This is a genomic window from Thioalkalivibrio sulfidiphilus HL-EbGr7, assembly GCF_000021985.1.
Classification (GTDB): domain Bacteria; phylum Pseudomonadota; class Gammaproteobacteria; order Ectothiorhodospirales; family Ectothiorhodospiraceae; genus Thioalkalivibrio_A; species Thioalkalivibrio_A sulfidiphilus.
Genome location: NC_011901.1, coordinates 1,524,762 through 1,541,208, shown reverse-complemented (window position 1 = coordinate 1,541,208; position 16,447 = coordinate 1,524,762). Strand labels below are relative to the sequence as shown.

Annotated in this window: 18 protein-coding genes; 6 read left to right on the top strand and 12 right to left on the bottom strand. The window is 65.1% G+C overall.

Going from position 1 to position 16,447, the window contains the following annotated elements; genetic code table 11:
* Nucleotides 1–17: 17 nt before the first annotated feature.
* Nucleotides 18–2,321, bottom strand: coding sequence for a SulP family inorganic anion transporter (locus TGR7_RS07230; RefSeq protein WP_012638010.1), 2,304 nt, complete (start codon nt 2,319–2,321; stop codon nt 18–20).
* Between the two features lie 596 nt (nt 2,322–2,917).
* Between TGR7_RS07230 and TGR7_RS07225 the strand changes: the two genes are divergently transcribed.
* Complete coding sequence (locus TGR7_RS07225) at nt 2,918–3,412, top strand: hypothetical protein (protein ID WP_041441219.1); 495 nt, start codon at nt 2,918–2,920, stop codon at nt 3,410–3,412.
* 103 nt (nt 3,413–3,515) lie between these two features.
* Here the strand turns inward: TGR7_RS07225 and thrC are convergent, their stop codons facing one another.
* From thrC to alaC, 3 genes are all read right to left on the bottom strand, one after another.
* On the bottom strand, nt 3,516–4,655 hold the full coding sequence (gene thrC / locus TGR7_RS07220) for a threonine synthase (protein WP_012638008.1): 1,140 nt from the start codon (nt 4,653–4,655) through the stop codon (nt 3,516–3,518).
* A 162-nt stretch (nt 4,656–4,817) separates the two neighbouring features.
* Nucleotides 4,818–6,128 carry a homoserine dehydrogenase gene (locus tag TGR7_RS07215; RefSeq protein WP_012638007.1) on the bottom strand — a complete coding sequence of 437 codons (1,311 nt, stop codon included), beginning with the start codon at nt 6,126–6,128 and terminating at the stop codon, nt 4,818–4,820.
* Nucleotides 6,129–6,166: 38 nt separating this feature from the next.
* Entirely contained in the window at nt 6,167–7,366 is a 1,200-nt protein-coding gene (gene alaC / locus TGR7_RS07210; protein ID WP_012638006.1) for an alanine transaminase, read from the bottom strand.
* A gap of 176 nt (nt 7,367–7,542) precedes the next feature.
* On the opposite strand from alaC, the gene TGR7_RS07205 reads away from it, so the two are divergent.
* The gene (locus TGR7_RS07205; RefSeq protein ID WP_041441214.1) at nt 7,543–7,923 is read left to right on the top strand and encodes an Mth938-like domain-containing protein; all 381 of its coding nucleotides are present in this window, start codon (nt 7,543–7,545) and stop codon (nt 7,921–7,923) included.
* A 78-nt stretch (nt 7,924–8,001) separates the two neighbouring features.
* Here TGR7_RS07205 and rpoS read toward each other — a convergent pair whose 3' ends face one another.
* Genes rpoS through surE form a run of 5 tightly spaced genes read right to left on the bottom strand, consistent with a single transcriptional unit; the run spans nt 8,002 to nt 11,865 of the window.
* Nucleotides 8,002–9,036: an RNA polymerase sigma factor RpoS gene (gene rpoS / locus TGR7_RS07200; protein ID WP_012638004.1), complete on the bottom strand. Its 1,035-nt coding sequence runs from the start codon at nt 9,034–9,036 to the stop codon at nt 8,002–8,004.
* A gap of 33 nt (nt 9,037–9,069) precedes the next feature.
* Nucleotides 9,070–9,867 (bottom strand): peptidoglycan DD-metalloendopeptidase family protein, encoded by a 798-nt coding sequence (locus TGR7_RS07195; protein WP_012638003.1) that lies wholly within the window; start codon nt 9,865–9,867, stop codon nt 9,070–9,072.
* A complete protein-coding gene (locus tag TGR7_RS07190; protein ID WP_012638002.1) occupies nt 9,867–10,451 on the bottom strand; it encodes a YqaA family protein in 585 nt (194 codons plus the stop codon). Before TGR7_RS07190 ends, TGR7_RS07195 begins: the two co-directional genes overlap by 1 nt.
* On the bottom strand, nt 10,448–11,086 hold the full coding sequence (locus TGR7_RS07185; RefSeq protein WP_038043761.1) for a protein-L-isoaspartate(D-aspartate) O-methyltransferase: 639 nt from the start codon (nt 11,084–11,086) through the stop codon (nt 10,448–10,450). The genes TGR7_RS07190 and TGR7_RS07185 overlap by 4 nt, the downstream gene beginning before the upstream one ends.
* Nucleotides 11,087–11,109: 23 nt before the next feature.
* Nucleotides 11,110–11,865 carry a 5'/3'-nucleotidase SurE gene (surE, locus tag TGR7_RS07180; RefSeq protein ID WP_012638000.1) on the bottom strand — a complete coding sequence of 252 codons (756 nt, stop codon included), beginning with the start codon at nt 11,863–11,865 and terminating at the stop codon, nt 11,110–11,112.
* Nucleotides 11,866–11,994: 129 nt separating this feature from the next.
* Here surE and TGR7_RS07175 point away from each other — a divergent pair, with 129 nt between their 5' ends.
* The 4 genes from TGR7_RS07175 to TGR7_RS07160 all read left to right on the top strand — a co-directional run bounded on the left by TGR7_RS07175 (nt 11,995) and on the right by TGR7_RS07160 (nt 14,343).
* On the top strand, nt 11,995–12,531 hold the full coding sequence (locus TGR7_RS07175) for a Smr/MutS family protein (protein ID WP_012637999.1): 537 nt from the start codon (nt 11,995–11,997) through the stop codon (nt 12,529–12,531).
* 193 nt (nt 12,532–12,724) lie between these two features.
* On the top strand, nt 12,725–13,285 hold the full coding sequence (locus TGR7_RS07170; protein WP_012637998.1) for a Tll0287-like domain-containing protein: 561 nt from the start codon (nt 12,725–12,727) through the stop codon (nt 13,283–13,285).
* Between the two features lie 183 nt (nt 13,286–13,468).
* On the top strand, nt 13,469–13,915 hold the full coding sequence (locus tag TGR7_RS07165) for a PAS sensor domain-containing protein (RefSeq protein WP_012637997.1): 447 nt from the start codon (nt 13,469–13,471) through the stop codon (nt 13,913–13,915).
* A gap of 65 nt (nt 13,916–13,980) precedes the next feature.
* Complete coding sequence (locus TGR7_RS07160; RefSeq protein ID WP_012637996.1) at nt 13,981–14,343, top strand: hypothetical protein; 363 nt, start codon at nt 13,981–13,983, stop codon at nt 14,341–14,343.
* Between the two features lie 10 nt (nt 14,344–14,353).
* Here the strand turns inward: TGR7_RS07160 and TGR7_RS07155 are convergent, their stop codons facing one another.
* The 3 genes from TGR7_RS07155 to TGR7_RS07145 form a co-directional block, all read right to left on the bottom strand.
* Nucleotides 14,354–14,605, bottom strand: coding sequence for a hypothetical protein (locus tag TGR7_RS07155; protein WP_012637995.1), 252 nt, complete (start codon nt 14,603–14,605; stop codon nt 14,354–14,356).
* Complete coding sequence (locus TGR7_RS07150; protein ID WP_222702415.1) at nt 14,605–14,979, bottom strand: hypothetical protein; 375 nt, start codon at nt 14,977–14,979, stop codon at nt 14,605–14,607. Before TGR7_RS07150 ends, TGR7_RS07155 begins: the two co-directional genes overlap by 1 nt.
* A gap of 167 nt (nt 14,980–15,146) precedes the next feature.
* Nucleotides 15,147–16,424, bottom strand: coding sequence for a methyl-accepting chemotaxis protein (locus TGR7_RS07145; protein WP_041441209.1), 1,278 nt, complete (start codon nt 16,422–16,424; stop codon nt 15,147–15,149).
* Between the last annotated feature and the right edge of the window lie 23 nt (nt 16,425–16,447).

Here is a 16,447-nt window from a genome sequence, read left to right as displayed (position 1 = left end):
TGTCCATTCAATACGCCTCAGGATGCCCCCTCCTCCGCAGGGTCCGCGCCGGATACGTTGTCATCAGCGGGGGATGGAGAACCCTCCAAACAGTACTCGATGATTTCCAGCAGTTCCTCGATCCCCTCCGGCATCTCCAGTTCCCGATCGGGCCGGAAGGTGAGCACGGCGTTCTTGCGCACTTCGAGATACACACCGGGGTGGCGTGCCAGGAAACCACGCAAACGCCCCGCTGCCGCGATCACGCCATCGTGGGTACTCGGTGCATACAGGCGATAGCCCTCGGGGAAACCCAGGGACTCGGGCAATTCCAGTTCCTGGTAATTCACCAGGTAGCTCTTCAGGTAGTGCCCCGGTGCCAGCACCATGTCGGGCAGACCCGAGACCGGCTCTGCGGGCTTGACGATCACCAGGGTGTGCTGGTGTTCCGCGTAGTAATCCGGCGCGGCGGTATGACTGTAATCGAAAGCGCGCAGCATCCAGTCACGATAGTGGCCGGTCATCACGTTGCGTTCCTGCTTGTGATCGCCGCGGCGCAGGTAGACGAAATCGTGAGCGTTGAGTTCCGCCAGGGTGGCGGGATCGAACTGCAGACCATGCAGACGCGCGAACTGGTGCATCTCCTCCGCGCGGGCGGACAGCCGCGCCTCCCGCTTGACCAGCGCGGCATCGTGCATGCGCGCCGACAGGGAGTGCTGGGTGAACTGGTAGTACTTCTCCATACCCAGCAGCTCGAAGGGGCGCTGTGCGCGCAGGGACTCCTCCTGCAACTGGTGCAGGTACTCCATGGCCGTGTGGTCGATGATGCGTCCGGACTCCGTGACGATGATGGAGAGACCGGCATCCTCGGGCAGCTGCTGCAGGAGTTTGTCAAAGGGCAGCAGGTTGAAACACACCAGGGAACCCACGGAGACATCGTAGTGGGGCCGTCCGTCACGGGTGTCACCGTGCACCTTGATGATGGGATTTCTGAACAGACCCATGAAGTTACGTGCCAGCAACTCCAGAGACTGGGAGAAGCTCAGTCTCCCGGTGAGCACCACCCGGAACGAGGGCGTCAGCAGATAGGCGAGCATCAGCACTTCCGCAGCCATGCCGATGAGGATGCCCCACAGCAGATCCGTGGCCAGAATCGCACCTACGGTGATCAGGAAGATCACCATCTGGTCCCTGCCGATGGCGTAGGTCTTGCGGAACACCTTGTACTCGCACAAGCGCCAGCCCACGTAGATCAGGATCGCGGCGATGGCGGCCAGGGGAATCATGGCGATGAGATCCGTGGCGACCAGCAGGAACAGGATGAGGAAGATGGCGTTGTAGAAGTTGGCCCACAGGGTGCGGCCGCCGGCATCAATGTTCACACGGCTCTTCACGCCGCCCGGGATGATGGTCAGACCGCCCGCAAGGCTCGACAGCATGTTGGAGACGCCCATGGCGCGCAGGGTGATGTTGGGGTTGGACTTGCGCTGGTAGGGATCGATCTTGTCCACGGCCGCGATGGTGGCCAGGGACTCGATGCCGTCAATGAGCGTCAGGGTGATGACCACGATGAGCAGGTTGATCCAGAGTTCCGGCCGGTTCATCACCTCGCCGAAGGCGGGCACGGTGATGCCGCCTTGCAGCAGGCTCTCCGGCATGGTGATCAGATACACCGTCTCCAGGCCGAACACGGTGGCCAGCACCAGTCCCAGCAGGGCCACGAACAGGGGCGGCGGGATGCGTTTCATCCACTGCCGGCGCGTCGCGTTCAGATAGAACATCAGGAACAGGCACACGGCGCCGATCAGGAACACCGTCGGCTCGATGTTGAGCAGCGTGTGAGGCAGCTTGAGGATGGAATCCACGGTGGTGGGTGCCACCGGGGACAGATCACCGAACAAGGGCGGGATCTGCTTGAGGATGATCATGATGCCGATGGCGGCGAGCATGGCCTCCACCACGGTCACCGGGAGGAAGATGGCAAAACGCCCCGCGTTCATGAAGGCCAGCAGGATCTGCAGCAGGCCGGTAAGGCAGATGGCCACCAGCAACAGCGGGTAGCCGGCGGCAAGATCGCCGCCGCCCAGCAGCAGCATGCCCGAGAGCAGTGCCGGCGCGAGCCCCGCGGCCGGGCCGCTGATGGTGACGTAGGCACCGCCCAGGAAGGGAAAGATCAGGCCTGCGATGATGGCCGAGATCACCCCGGTCACCGGCGGCGCACCGGAGGCGATGGCAATCCCGAGGGACAGCGGCAGGGACACCAGCGCCACCTGCAGGCCGGCACTCAGGTCATAACGCCAGTGCCTGAGGCCCTTGACGCCGTTACTGGGTTTTTCGTCCATCCCCACGGTCATTCCCCTGTTCTGCGGGTCCTTGCATTGATGACTGCGACACGCCGACGCAGTCAGGATGACATGCCCGGCGTCTCAATCCAGGCCAGCAGCGAAACAATTAAAGTCGGCGCCGTTGATGGCGTCGAGAATCATAACTTATTTTGTTCCACCCATAGAGCAAGCCCATTGACGACAGATGAGCTGCCTCTGTTGACCGGTCCAGGCTGGTTTGCCGCATACGCAAATCATCATATCCAGCATGGTTATTGGTCGTTATTACCGTGCCGGGTGCTAGTGTCCTGAGTCAGAGATTCGTTGCATTTCAGAGCCCCGCACAAGACCCAAGGCAAGGCGCGGGCCGCAGGCAATGGCAAGCCCTTGGCAAGGACCGCAACGCCGCATTGGGTCTTGTGCGGGGCTCCCTGCGGGCGGGCCTGTACGGGCGCTCGGCCGCGTTGCTCTCGCTCGAATGGGCCTGCCCGTCCTTCGCTCGTGCGCCTTGCCGTGCATCCCGTACAGGCCCGCTGAAATGCAACGAATCTCTGACTCAGGACACTAGGGTCATGCTTATGACAGACACACAGCCACCCCAGAGAAGCGGGTTTGTGACCACACTGGCCTGGGTGCTCATCATCCTGGCGGGTGTCGCAAGTGTGATGCTCGCTGCCCAGAATCTATTCCTGCAGTTCATGTTCTCCCCCGGGGAACTGGAACGGCTCCTGGGGGCGCAGCAGGGCATGGGCACGGACGCGCCCGCGCACCGCTTCATGGCGGAACACTTCCGCAGCCTGATGCTGGTCCCGTTGCTGTTCGCCGTACTGGTGCTGACGGGTGCCATCGGCCTGCTGGGTCGCAGACCCTGGGCCTATGGACTGACCCTGGTGATGATGGGTGTGGGGATGCTGTGGAACGGCGCGGCGGTCGTGCTGCACCTGATGACGATGGCGGGCCTGGGTGCCTTCCCGGGACCGGTGCTGCGGCCCGGGATGTTCGGCGGCGGATTCCAGATACTGGTCTCCGCCCTGATGATCCCGGTGTTCGGGTGGATCATCCTGCGGCTGAGGGCGCCGGAGATCCGGAGGGAATTCGGTCTGAAGTGAGAAGGGTGAAGTAGGAAGTAGGCAGTGAGGATGACTGGCCATTATCACCGGCCACGGCTCCACGCTCGAGTTCACACTTCCCAATTCACCCTTCTCACTTCAATTACATGTTATCCAGGATCGCCCGCTTCACCTGATCCAGCTTGGCCTCTACGTTCACCAGCGGACGGGTGCTCTGGGCGATGGCGGTGTCGGGGTCCTTGAGGCCGTGACCCGTGAGGGTGCAGACGATGCTGGAGCCCTCGGGGATCTTGCCGGTCTGGATGTCGCGCAGGGCACCGGCCAGGGAGGTGGCGGAGGCGGGTTCGCAGAACACGCCTTCCTTCTCGGCCAGCAATTTCTGGGCAGCCAGGATCTCGGCGTCGCTGCATTCGTCGAACCAGCCGCCGGATTCCTCCTTCACCTTCCAGGCGGAATCCCAGGACTGGGGATGACCGATGCGGATGGCGGTGGCCACGGTCTCGGGGTCGTCCACCATGGCGCCGCGCATGAAGGGCGCGCTGCCGGCGGCCTGGTAGCCGATCATCTTCGGGCGGTTGCCCACCACGGCGCCGCCGGCGTACTTGCAGTGGCCCTTGCAGAAGGTGCAGGCCGCCGTGACGTGATCGCCGGAGGCGGAACTGTACTCGCAGTAGCCGATCCAGTGGGCGGTGATGTTGCCGGCGTTGCCCACGGGCAGGCAGTGATAGTCCGGGGCGCGACCCAGTTCCTCGACGATCTCGAAGGCGGCGGTCTTCTGGCCCTGAAGACGATACGGATTGATGGAATTCACGATGGTCACCGGGGCCTGGTCGGCCACTTCCTTCACGAGGCGCATGCCGTCATCGAAGTTGCCCTTGATCTGGATCACCACGGAGCCGTGCATCATGGCCTGGGCCAGCTTGCCCATGGCGATCTTGCCGTCGGGGATGAGCACGAAGGCGGTGATGCCGGCCCGGGCGGCGTAGGCGGCGGCAGCCGCGGAGGTGTTGCCCGTGGAGGCACAGATGATGGCCTTGGAGCCCTCCTCCACCGCCTTGGTCACGGCCATGGTCATGCCGCGATCCTTGAAGGAGCCGGTGGGGTTGAGCCCCTCGTACTTCACGTAGATGTCCACTTCCTTGCCGACGATGCGCGGGATGTTGTTCAGGCGGATCAGCGGCGTGTTGCCTTCACCCAGGCTGATGATGCGGGTGTCGTCATGCACCGGCAGGCGGTCGCGGTAACGGTCGATCAGTCCGGTGTAGCGGGTACGAAATGGCATCTTGATATTCTCTATGTCTGATGAGGGGGTTAACCCTGCACTTTGTGTTTAACGCGGAGATCGCAGAGGCGCAGAGGACGCAAAGGTCATGAAAACATTTTTTAATGTCTTCTTTGCGTGCTCTGCGCCTCTGCGATCTCCGCGTTACATACCAGAAGTGTCCTACTTCAGGCTCTCCAGCCGGATGCGAATCACCGGGGCGATCACGGTTTCCAGCTGCTGGATGGCGGAGATGGCCTTGCTCATGTTGCCTTCGCGCACCTTGTGGGTGAGCAGGATGATGCTGGCCTCGGCGGCGTCCTCGTCGGTCTCCCGCTGCAGCACCGCCTCCAGGCTGATGTGCTGGTCGCCCAGGATGCGGGTGATGTCCGCCAGCACGCCGGGCTTGTCCTGCACCCGCAGGCGCAGGTAGAAGGCGGTCTGCACCTCGTCCATGGGCAGCACCGGGATGTCCGACAGGGCATCGGCCTGGAAGGCCAGGTGCGGCACGCGGTTCTCCGGGTCGGAGGTCAGCGCGCGCACGACATCCACCAGGTCCGCCACCACGGCGGAGGCGGTGGGGTCGGCACCGGCGCCGGCGCCGTAATAGAGGGTTGGACCCACGGCGTCGCCCTTGACCAGCACCGCGTTCATGACGCCATCCACGTTGGCGATCAGGCGCCGCTGGGGGATCAGGGTCGGGTGCACGCGCAGCTCGATGCCCTGTTCCGTGCGCCGCGCCACACCCAGGTGCTTGATACGGTAGCCCAGCTCGGCGGCATAGCCCACGTCCTCCCGGGTGATGCGGGTGATGCCTTCGGTGTAGACCTTGTCGAACTGCAGCGGGATGCCGAAGGCGATGGACGCCAGGATGGTGAGCTTGTGGGCGGCGTCGATGCCCTCCACGTCGAAGGTGGGATCGGCCTCGGCATAGCCCAGACGCTGGGCCTCGGCGAGCACATCGGCGAACTCGCGGCCCTTGTCGCGCATCTCCGTGAGGATGAAGTTGCCGGTGCCGTTGATGATGCCGGCCAGCCACAGGATGCGGTTGCCGGACAGACCCTCGCGGATGGCCTTGATGATGGGGATGCCACCGGCCACGGCGGCCTCGAAGGCCACGGTGACGCCCTTCTCCTGGGCGGCGGTGAAGATCTCGTTACCGTGCAGGGCGATGAGGGCCTTGTTGGCGGTGACCACGTGCTTGCCCTGCCCGATGGCGGCCAGCACCAGTTCCCTGGCGGGCTTCGTGCCGCCGATCAGCTCGACGACGATCTCCACGTCCGGATCGTTGACCACCTCGAAGGGGTCGGTGCAGAGCCGCACCGCGCTCAGGTCGCAATTGCGGGGACGCTTGAGGTCACGGGCCGAGGCGGCCACCACCTGGATGCCGCGACCGGCACGGCGGGCGATCTCATCGCCATTGCGGGTCAGCACGTTGATGGTGCCGCAACCCACGGTACCGAGGCCGAGCAGGCCGACTTTAACCGGTTTCACATGGACTCCTTAGGGATTGATCGTCATCTGTCGCGGGCTCACGCCGTGCCGGTCTGGCGGCTGTCGTCCCGGAACATGGCCTTGATGCCGCGCAGGGCCTGGCGGGTGCGGTGTTCATTCTCGATCAGACCGAAGCGCACGTGGGTGTCACCGTAGCTGCCGAAGCCGATGCCCGGGGACACGGCCACCCTGGCCTCCTTGAGCAGTTTCTTGGAGAACTCCAGCGAACCCAGGTGGGCGTACTGCTCGGGGATCGGCGCCCAGACGAACATGGTGGCCTTGGGCTTTTCCACCTTCCAGCCCAGGGCATTGAGGCCGTCGCAGAGCACGTCCCGGCGCCGCAGATAGAGCTGGCGAATCTCCTCCACGCAGTCCTGGGGGCCTTCCAGGGCGGCGATGGCCGCCACCTGGATGGGCGTGAAGGTGCCGTAATCAAGGTACGACTTGATGCGCCCGAGCGCGGCCACCAGCTTCGGGTTGCCGCACATGAAGCCCACCCGCCAGCCGGGCATGTTGTAGCTCTTGGACAGGGTGTAGAACTCCACCGCCACGTCCTTGGCACCGGGTATCTGAAGGATGGACGGGGACTTGTAGCCGTCGAACACGATCTCCGCATAGGCCAGATCGTGCACCACCCAGATGCCGTGTTCCTTGGCGATGGCGACCACCTTCTCGAAGAACTCCAGCTCCACGCACTGGGTGGTGGGGTTGGCCGGGAAGTTCAGGATCAGCATCTTGGGCTTCGGCCAGCTGTCCTGGATCGCCTTTTCCAGTTCGGCGAAGAAATCCACGCCCTCGGTGAGCGGCACGTGGCGGATGTCCGCCCCGGCGATCACGCAGCCGTAGGGATGGATGGGATAGGAGGGATTCGGCACCAGCACCGCATCACCGGGACCCAGGGTGGCCAGCGCCAGGTGGGCCAGGCCTTCCTTGGAGCCGATGGTGACGATGGCCTCGGTCTCCGGGTCCAGGTCTACGTCGAAATGGTCCTTGTACCAGCGGGAGATGGCCCGGCGCAGGCGCGGAATGCCCCGGGACATGGAATAGCGGTGGGTGTCCTCCCGCTGGGCCACTTCCACCAGCTTGTCCACGATGTGCTGGGGGGTGGGCTGGTCCGGGTTGCCCATGCCGAAATCGATGATGTCCTCGCCCCGGGCTCGGGCCTTGGCCTTCAGATCGTTGACGATGTTGAAGACATAGGGCGGCAGGCGCTTGATTCTGGGAAATTCGTCGATCACGGGCGTATTCGCAGGGCAGGAGGTTGGTCGCAGGTCGCGGGTCAATGATCCGGCACCGGAAGCCCCAGGGGCGGGTGCGGATAAACTGACAAAGGTACTGTGACCCCCCCTGACTGTCAATGCGCCCTGCCCGCCCGGCCTTGCGAAAAGCGGCCTTGGGACGGTAGTTTAGGGCCATGAAGATGACCCAGGATTTCGGCGCCGCCAGCCACCTGATCACCGGCTACGAGGCCGGCATGGTCCGGGTGAACGAGACCATCCATCGCACCAGCCTGATCGTGACCCCCGAGCACGTGGATCCCCAGTGGGCGCCGGAAGCCTTCGAGGATCTGGACCTGGCCTGCTTCCAGGCCCTGCTGGATGCCCCCCCGGAGATCGTGCTGCTGGGTACAGGCGCGCGCCTGCGGTTCCCGCCCCGGGAGATCATCCTGGGGTTTCGCAGTCGGGGGATCGGTTTCGAGGTGATGGATACCGGCGCCGCCTGCCGGACCTACAACATCCTCATGGCCGAGGGGCGGCCGGTGGCGGCGGCATTGCTGATGATAGAAAGGCGCTAGAGACAAGATACAAGAGGCAAGATACAAGAAAAGAGGGTTTTACTTGCCTCTTGTCTCTTGCCACTTGTCTCTCATCCCCTATCCCTGCAAAAGCGCCTCTTCCGAAAAGCCTCTGCTCTCCAGAATTTTTCTGAGGCGCTTCAATGCATCCATCTGGATCTGCCGCACCCGCTCGCGGGTGACGCCCAGTTCGGCGCCCACCTGTTCCAGGGTGCTGCGTTCGTAGCCGTGCAGGCCGAAGCGGCGCACGATCACCTCGCGCTGTTTTTCGTCCAGCTCCTGCAGCCACTCGTCCACGAACTGCACCACGTCCTCGTCCTGGATCAGGATGGAGGGCTCGGGGGTCTGCTCGTCGGGGATCACGTCCAGCAGGGCACGTTCACCGTCCTTGCCGATGGGCAGGTCCACGGAGGTGACCCGCTCCGACAGGGCCAGGATTCTCTTCACGTCCCCCACGGGGCGGTCCAAATGCCGGGCCACTTCCTCCGCGGTGGGCTCGTGGTCCAGTTCCTGGGCGAGCTTGCGCGCGGTGCGCAGGTAGACGTTGAGTTCCTTGATGACGTGGATGGGCAGGCGGATGGTGCGGGTCTGGTTCATCAGGGCCCGCTCGATGGTCTGGCGGATCCACCAGGTGGCATAGGTGGAGAAGCGGAAACCGCGCTCGGGATCGAACTTCTCCACGGCGCGGATCAGGCCCAGATTGCCCTCCTCGATCAGGTCCAGCAGGGCAAGGCCGCGATTCATGTAGCGCCGTGCGATCTTGACCACCAGGCGCAGGTTGCACTCGATCATCTTGCGCCGGCCGGCCTCGTCACCCTTCTGGGCAAGCCGCGCGTAGTGGACTTCCTCTTCAGGAGTCAGCAGGGGGGAGAATTCGATTTCGCTGAGATACAGCCGGGTGGCGTCCAGTTCACCCTTGGGGACATCGCCAGCGGCATAGACCTTGGTGGCGGGATCCTCGTCTTCCTCTTCCTCGTCCACATCCTCGGTTTCATCGGCAAGGACCAGCGCCTCATCCTCGTCACCGAGCTCATCAGGCGCCTCGAGCTTGTCTTCCCTGATCTCGTCTTCCAGCTCCCCCGCAGGGGGTTCCGTCCTGCGCCGCTTCGGCATAGTGCCTCCTTGAGGATGGGGCGAACCCCCCGCTCAACGTCTCGGCAGATACCGCAGGGGATCCACGGGCCTGCCCTCGAACCGGATCTCGAAATGCAGCATGGGGCGGTCCGTACCGGTGTCACCGAGACGCGCGATCTGCTGCCCGCCGGTGACGTCCATGCCTTCGTTTACCAGGAGTTTTTCGTTGTGTGCGTAAGCGCTTAGGAAATTTTCATCGTGCTTGACGATGATAAGCTGACCATATCCGACAAGTCCACTGCCGCTATAGACCACCCGCCCGGGCGCGGCAGCACGTACCGGTTGGCCCCGTGTACCGGCGATGCCGATGCCCCGTTTGACCGTGTCGTCGTTGGTCGGAAACGGCCGAACCACCTGCCCCTCGGTGGGCCATTGCCAGCGGATGCCGGTGGCCGCGGCCGAGGGCGGCGGTGTCTGGGGCTGGGCAGGGCGTGGCGCGGCTGCGGCGGGTGCCTGTCGGGGCGGCGTGCTCGCCGTGGCGCCGCCCGTCGTACCGCCCGTGCGTGGCGCGGCCGGCGGGGAACTCGCTGGTGGCGGTGCCGGCGCTGCGGCGGTGGCGGTGCCACCGGGCGGCGGGTTCATGCGCAGTCGCTGTCCTGGATGGATGGTGTACGGAGCACGGATACCGTTCCAGCTGGCGAGCTGCTGCCAGTCCACCCGGTAACGCCAGGCAATGGAATACAGGGTGTCATTGGGGCGCACCGTGTAGTAACCGGACTGGAAACGGGTGTCGCTGGAATGCGGGGTGGCGCACCCCTCGAGCAGGGTCAGGGAGATCAGCACCAGCAGGATCAGGCGAGCCGGTCTCATTACCCATGCGTGTTGTAGACGGCCACCGCCACCAACAGCAGCAGGACCGTGAACCACCCGAGCCATTCCATGTAGGGCCGGAGCTTGTCTTCCATGCGGGGACCCAGCCAGCCGATCAGCAGCGCCACGGCGAAGAACCGGGCGCCACGCCCGATGAATGAGGCGATGATGAACGGCAGCAGGGCCATGGACAGGGCCCCCGCGGTGATGGTGAACAACTTGTAGGGGATGGGTGAGAAGCCGGCGATCAGTACCACCCAGACACCCCAGACGTCGAACCACTCCCTGGCCAGTTCCAGGCGATCCCCGTAACCGGCCGACACAACCCAGGGCTCCACCATCCCGAAGGCCAGCCAGCCGATCAGGTAACCCAGGACACCGCCCAGCACGGAGAACACGGTGGTGATGAAGGCAAAGCGCGCGCTGCACTCCGGGCGCGCCGCCGCCATGGGCGCGAGCATCACGTCCGGCGGCACGGGAAAAAAGGACGACTCCGCAAAGGACAGCGCGGCCAGATAGCGGGGTGCATGACGGTGCCGGGACCAGACCATGACCCGGTCATACAGGGGGCCGAACAGCTTCACGTGATGGTCCCGGGCAGCATGGGTACGAAACTCACCGACTCCAGCACTTCCTGCTCGAAACCATTGGCCGTGCGGGTGATGCGGATCAGCTTCTGGCTGCCCCCCTCATCGCCCACCGGGGCCACCAGCACGCCGCCCTCGCCCAGCTGCTGCAGCAGGGCCTCGGGGATCTCCCGGGGGGCGGCGGTGAGCATGATGGCGTCGAAGGGGGCCTGCTCGGGCCAGCCCCAGCCGCCGTCGCTGTGCTTGAGGCTCACGTTGCGGATGCGCAGGGTGCTGAGCACCTCCCGGGCGCGGCGCTGCAGGCCCTGGATGCGTTCCACGCTGTAGACCCGCTCTACCAGCGGCGCAAGCACTGCCGCCTGGTAGCCGGAGCCGGTGCCCACCTCCAGCACCTTGCGGCGCGGACCGCCCTCCAGCAGGGCCTCGGTCATGCGCGCCACCACGTAGGGCTGGGAGATGGTCTGGCCGTAACCGATGGGCAGGGCGGTGTTCTCGTAGGCCCGGCTGGCCATGGCCTCGTCCACGAACAGGTGGCGGGGGGTATGGCGGATCACGTCCAGCACCCGGCGGTTGCGGATACCCGCCTCCTCCAGCTGGCGCACCAGCCGGTCCCGGGTACGCTGGGAGGTCATGCCGATGCCACTGATGGTGGTGTTCACGCCGGGTCCTCGTCCCGCAGCCAGTTGGCCACGGTGTCGATGGCGTCGTAGCGGGTCAGGTCCACCTGGATGGGCGTAACGGACACATAACCGGAACGCACGGCATGGAAATCGGTCCCGGGGCCGGCGTCCTGCTCGGGACCCGCCGCCCCCACCCAGTAGATGGGCCGGCCGCGGGGGTCGTGGCTGCGGATCATGGGCTCGGACTTGTGGCGATGGCCCAGGCGCGTGGCCTGCACACCCTGGATCTCGGACCAGGGCAGATGGGGCACGTTGACGTTCAGGATGGTATTGGCCGGCAGGGGCATGTGTCCCAGGCGCTTGAGCAGGTCCAGCACCGCCCGGGCGGCGGAATCGTAGTGCTTGCCCTCGTGGCTGTTGATGGACACGGCGATGGCCGGCAGGCCCAGGAAACGCCCTTCCATGGCGGCGGCCACGGTGCCCGAGTAGAGCACGTCGTCACCCATGTTGGCCCCGGAGTTGATGCCGGAGATGACCATGTCCGGCTCTTCCTCCATCAGACCCGTGATGGCCAGGTGCACGCAATCCGTGGGGGTGCCGTCCACGCGCACATCGCCGTTGTCCAGGCGCATGGCGCGCAGGGGCCTGGCCAGGGTCAGGGAGTTGCTGGCGCCGCTGCGGTCCCGGTCCGGGGCCACCACGTGCACCTCGGCCACCGTGCGCAGGGCGGCGGCCAGGCATTGCAGTCCGGGGGCATGGACACCATCGTCGTTGCTGAGCAGGATGCGCATGGGGCGGCGGGGTTCGGGCATGACGGGTAATATACTTGAAAGCCCGCGCCAATCGCAGACCTGTCCATCGGTCACAGGCTGCCGGCCGGCCATTCAGCCAGTGTCGTTCACGACGCCGGGGAGACCCCCATGGATCACGACAGCCCGCCCGATGATGACGCCGCCCTGTTCCGCGCCGCCGTGGGCGAGGTGCGTCCCGTGCGCCAGGACCGCCACGCGGGCCGCGGCAAGCCCCCCAGGCCCCACCCCCAGCATTCCGAGGCCGCCGACCGGGAGGTGGTCCGGGATCTCATGTTCGACCCCTTCGGCGGCACCGAGGTGCAACCCGGGGATGAGCTCCAGTTCGCGCGCACCGGCCTGCAGCGCAATACCTATCGCAAGCTGCGCCGGGGTCAGTACCGCCTGGACGGCGAACTGGACCTGCACGGCATGACCACGGCGGAGGCCCGGCAGGCCCTGGCCCTGTTCCTGCTGGAGGCCCGGGATCTGAGCTGGCGCTGCGTGCGGGTGATCCATGGCAAGGGTCTGCGTTCCAGCAACCGGGGGCCGGTGCTCAAGGGCCACGTGGCGCACTGGCTGACCCAGCGGGACGAGGTCCTGGCCTTCTGCTCCGCCCGCCCCGCCGATGGCGGCACCGGGGCGGTGTACGTACTCCTCAAGCGCTGATGCATCCCTTCTTGACGGCGGTCAAGTCGCCCCGCCGCCCATCACCTATGCTCCTGACCAGGGCCAGGCACCTGCCTGTGTGACCATGTCACTGAGCCCGGCGCTGCGCCCGTTGCCTAATCAGGCGTCCCGGCACCACCTAGAAGTACCGGACGCCCGCACTTCTCAGACAAGACCACAAGGAGCCACGACCATGAAACGATTCGCACTCATCAGCCTGCTCGCCCTGGCCGCCGCGCCCGTCGCCGCCCAGGACCACGTCACCCGCGTGGACGCGAGCCGCGCCGCCATCCAGCAGTTCGCCCAGACCCTGCAGGGTGAACTCCAGGCGGCCATGCAGGCCGGCGGTCCCGTACAGGCCATCGAGGTCTGCCATACCCGCGCCCCGGAGATCGCCCAGCAGGTCTCCGGCCAGCGGGGCGTCGACCTGAGCCGCACCAGCCTCAAGATCCGCAACCCCGGCAACGCCCCTGACGCCTGGGAACGTGAGGTCCTGGAACGCTTCGACGCTAGGCGCGCCGCGGGCGAGAACCCCATGCACATCGAGGAATTCACCTACTACGTACGCGGCGACGAGCAGGAATTCCGCTTCATGAAGGCGATCCCCGTGGGCGAGGTCTGTCTGGCCTGCCACGGCACCGCGGTCCAGGCCCCGGTGATCGACGCCCTCAACCGCCTCTACCCCGCCGATGCCGCCCGCGGCTACGAGCAGGGCCAGTTGCGCGGCGCCTTCGTGGTCCGCCAGCCCATGTAAGTTCCGGCAAGCAAGAACCTCCGATCTGGAGCCGCCGCAAGGCGGCTCTTTTTTATCGGCAGGGGCTGATCATCCCGGAACAGGGCGGCGCGCATACGATCCCGACGGCATTGGTCGGGAACGGGGATCATGCTAAATTCCGGTTGTCACCCATCGGCGGCAACCTCAAAGAACCGGGTACCCATGAACAAGAAACGGCTCATCGACGCCGAACTGCTGGAACTGGCCATCGATGCCTCCAACGACGGCATCACCATTGCCGAGCAGGAAGGCGACGACAACATCCTCATCTACGTGAATCCCGCCTTCGAGCGCCTCACCGGCTACAGTGCCGACGAGATCCTCTACCAGGACTGTCGTTTCCTGCAGAAAGGCGACCGTGATCAGGAAGGCCTCAAGCAGATCCGCGAGGCCATCAAGGCCGGCAAACCCTGCCGGGTGGTGGTGCGCAACTACAAGCGCGACGGCACCCTGTTCTGGAACGAGCTGAGCATCACCCCCGTCTACAACGACCAGGACCAGCTCACCTACTACATCGGCATCCAGAAGGACGTCACCGACCGCGTGGTGGCCGAGCAGCAGCGCGACGAGGCCCTGCGCGAACTTGAAAAGCTGCGCGCCGGGCAATAAGCCAGCCTCAGCTGCCTGACAGTCTCCCCTGGCAAATCGCCGCACTCGGGCTACGCTCATAGTGCATGGGCAAGCTCCAGGCCGACGACACCACCAGCATGCTGCGTCCCGTCACCGCCACGGGCCCGGCCGAACCCCTGTGGATGCGCGCTCCCGCCCGGGATGACGAAGGCCGCCCCCTGTCCGACTTCATGATGCTGATCCCCCGCCTCGGCAAGCGCCCGGTCGAGCAGATGCGCCAGATCCTGCGGGAGATCGAAGCCGTGCTCTGCGCCTACCAGCACGCCGTGGTGTTTGCCGACATGAACCTCAAGCTCAACGTTCTCTGGGTCACGGTCAGGCCCATCCCGGGCATCTGCCTCGAACTCCCCGCCGCCCTCAAGGTGCGCGTGCCGGAGGCCATGCTGGTGGCCAGTCGCCACGAATGAATCAGGCCCCTCAGCTCAGGGGCAGCGGTTCTGCGGTGCCTGCCAGCACGCGCAAGGCAAAGACCGCCATCCACAGACCCGCCAGGTTGTATCCGAAGAACAGCATCCAGTAGAAGACTGGGCGCTCGTGACGCCAGACTGCGATGTCCCGGCCGAATCGCCTGGGTCCATAGGGCAACCAGCCAGTCCTGCGGCTGTTCCAGGCAATCAGCACCAGCCCGACACCCAGCACCAGAAAGAACAAGCCCTGGAACAACACCATCAGCCTTTCCCCACGCGATTGCGCCACAGGGCCACCAGCACGGCCAGCGCCATGGCGGGGAGGGACAGGACGCCGAACAGCAACAGCCCCAGGGGCAGCAACCCGAACGAGCCACCCGAGGTCACCACCATCACCAGCGCCTGCACCAGCATGACCGCCAGTCCCCAGCGCCAGGCCCGGCGTGGCGCGCGATAAGCGACAATGCCGGCCAGCAGGATGGACATCGGGTAAGCCAGCGACCAGTAATAGGGGGAATCCCAGGCCTCGCTGCGTCCGGTCAGCAGCGCGGTGAGCAACCACAGCATTCCGCCCCCGATGAGAACGACGAGATAGGCGGCTTTATCCTGCATCGCGGCTTCCTTGGTTTGGTTCATATGTCCATCACCGGGTCCGGGAGATCTGCCGCTGCGACCACCGGATGCAGCAGCCCGCAACGGATCATCGTTCCTGGCGCAGTGTCGCGCAGCCTCGATCCCTTGTGCAATGACTGCAAGAACGGCCCTGTCGAGTGTCCTGAGTCAGAGTTCTCTGACTCAGGACGCTAGACCCTGAACTGCCCCACCAGTGTCTGGACCTTGTCCGCCAGGCGCGCGAGCTTTTCGCTCTCGCCTGCCGTACGCGAGGCGCCGTCGGCCGTGCCGGTGGCGAGATGACTGATGTTGGTGATGCTCACATCGATCTCGCGGGCCACGACACTCTGCTGGTTGGCCGCATCGGCAATCTGTGAATTCATGTGATTGATGGCGGTGACCGCCTCCGTAATGCGCTTGAGCGCTTCTCCGGCCTGGGTGGCCTGATCGACGGCCGACATGGCGCGCTCCCGCCCCTTGTCCATCACCTTGACCGCGTCATTGGCACCGCTCTGCAGGCGGCTGATCATGTCCTGAATTTCATCCGTGGATCGCTGCACCCTGGATGCCAGCGTGCGCACCTCATCGGCCACCACGGCAAACCCGCGTCCCTGTTCACCCGCCCGGGCCGCCTCGATGGCGGCGTTGAGCGCGAGCAGGTTGGTTTGTTCGGCAATGGCACGTATGACATCCAGGACCGCACCGATCTGCACACTGTCGCCCTTCAGCCGCTGGATGACCTCATTGGCCTGACTGACCTCCTGGGACAGTGCGCCGATCGACTCCACCGCGCTACCCACCACGGCCCGGCCGCGACGAGCCTCGTCTTCGGCCTGATGCGCCGCCTGGGCTGCCGCAGAGGCATTGCGCGCCACCTCTTCGGCGCTGGCCGTCATCTCGTTCATGGCGGCGGCGACCTGCTCTGTCTCGCCCTGCTGGCGCGTCACACTGGTGGTGGTTTCCCGCGCGATGCTCGAGACCTGCACGGTACTGGCCGCCAGGTCGGCAGAAGCCCCGACCACCTCGCTGATGGTCTGGTGGATCTTCTCGAGGAAGGTGTTGAAGTGTCGCCCGAGTCGATCGATGCCATCATCACCCCGCACCTGGATACGCTTGCGCAGATCCCGTTCTCCCTCGGAGACCTCGCGAAATCGAAGTGCCAGACCCTGCAGGCGCCGACGGATCATGATCACGAACTGCACGTAGACCGTGACCACGACACCCACGGCCACCACCAGCATCAGCAGGCTGATCTTGAAGGCGACTCCGTCCATGGTGTCGCTGATGAGGCCTGACACGCGCCCCCTGGACACTGCGGCATCCTGCGATGACTGCATGACCTGCGCGACCTCATTGAGCAACTGCGCCTTCACGAGCCCTGTCTGCCAGTTCACGAGCAGCACGGCAAGCACGCAGAAGAATGCCAGCACCGCCGCCAGCACCAGGGCAAACCTGGTGGCGAGCTTCATAGCACTGAAGAACCCCCTTGCCT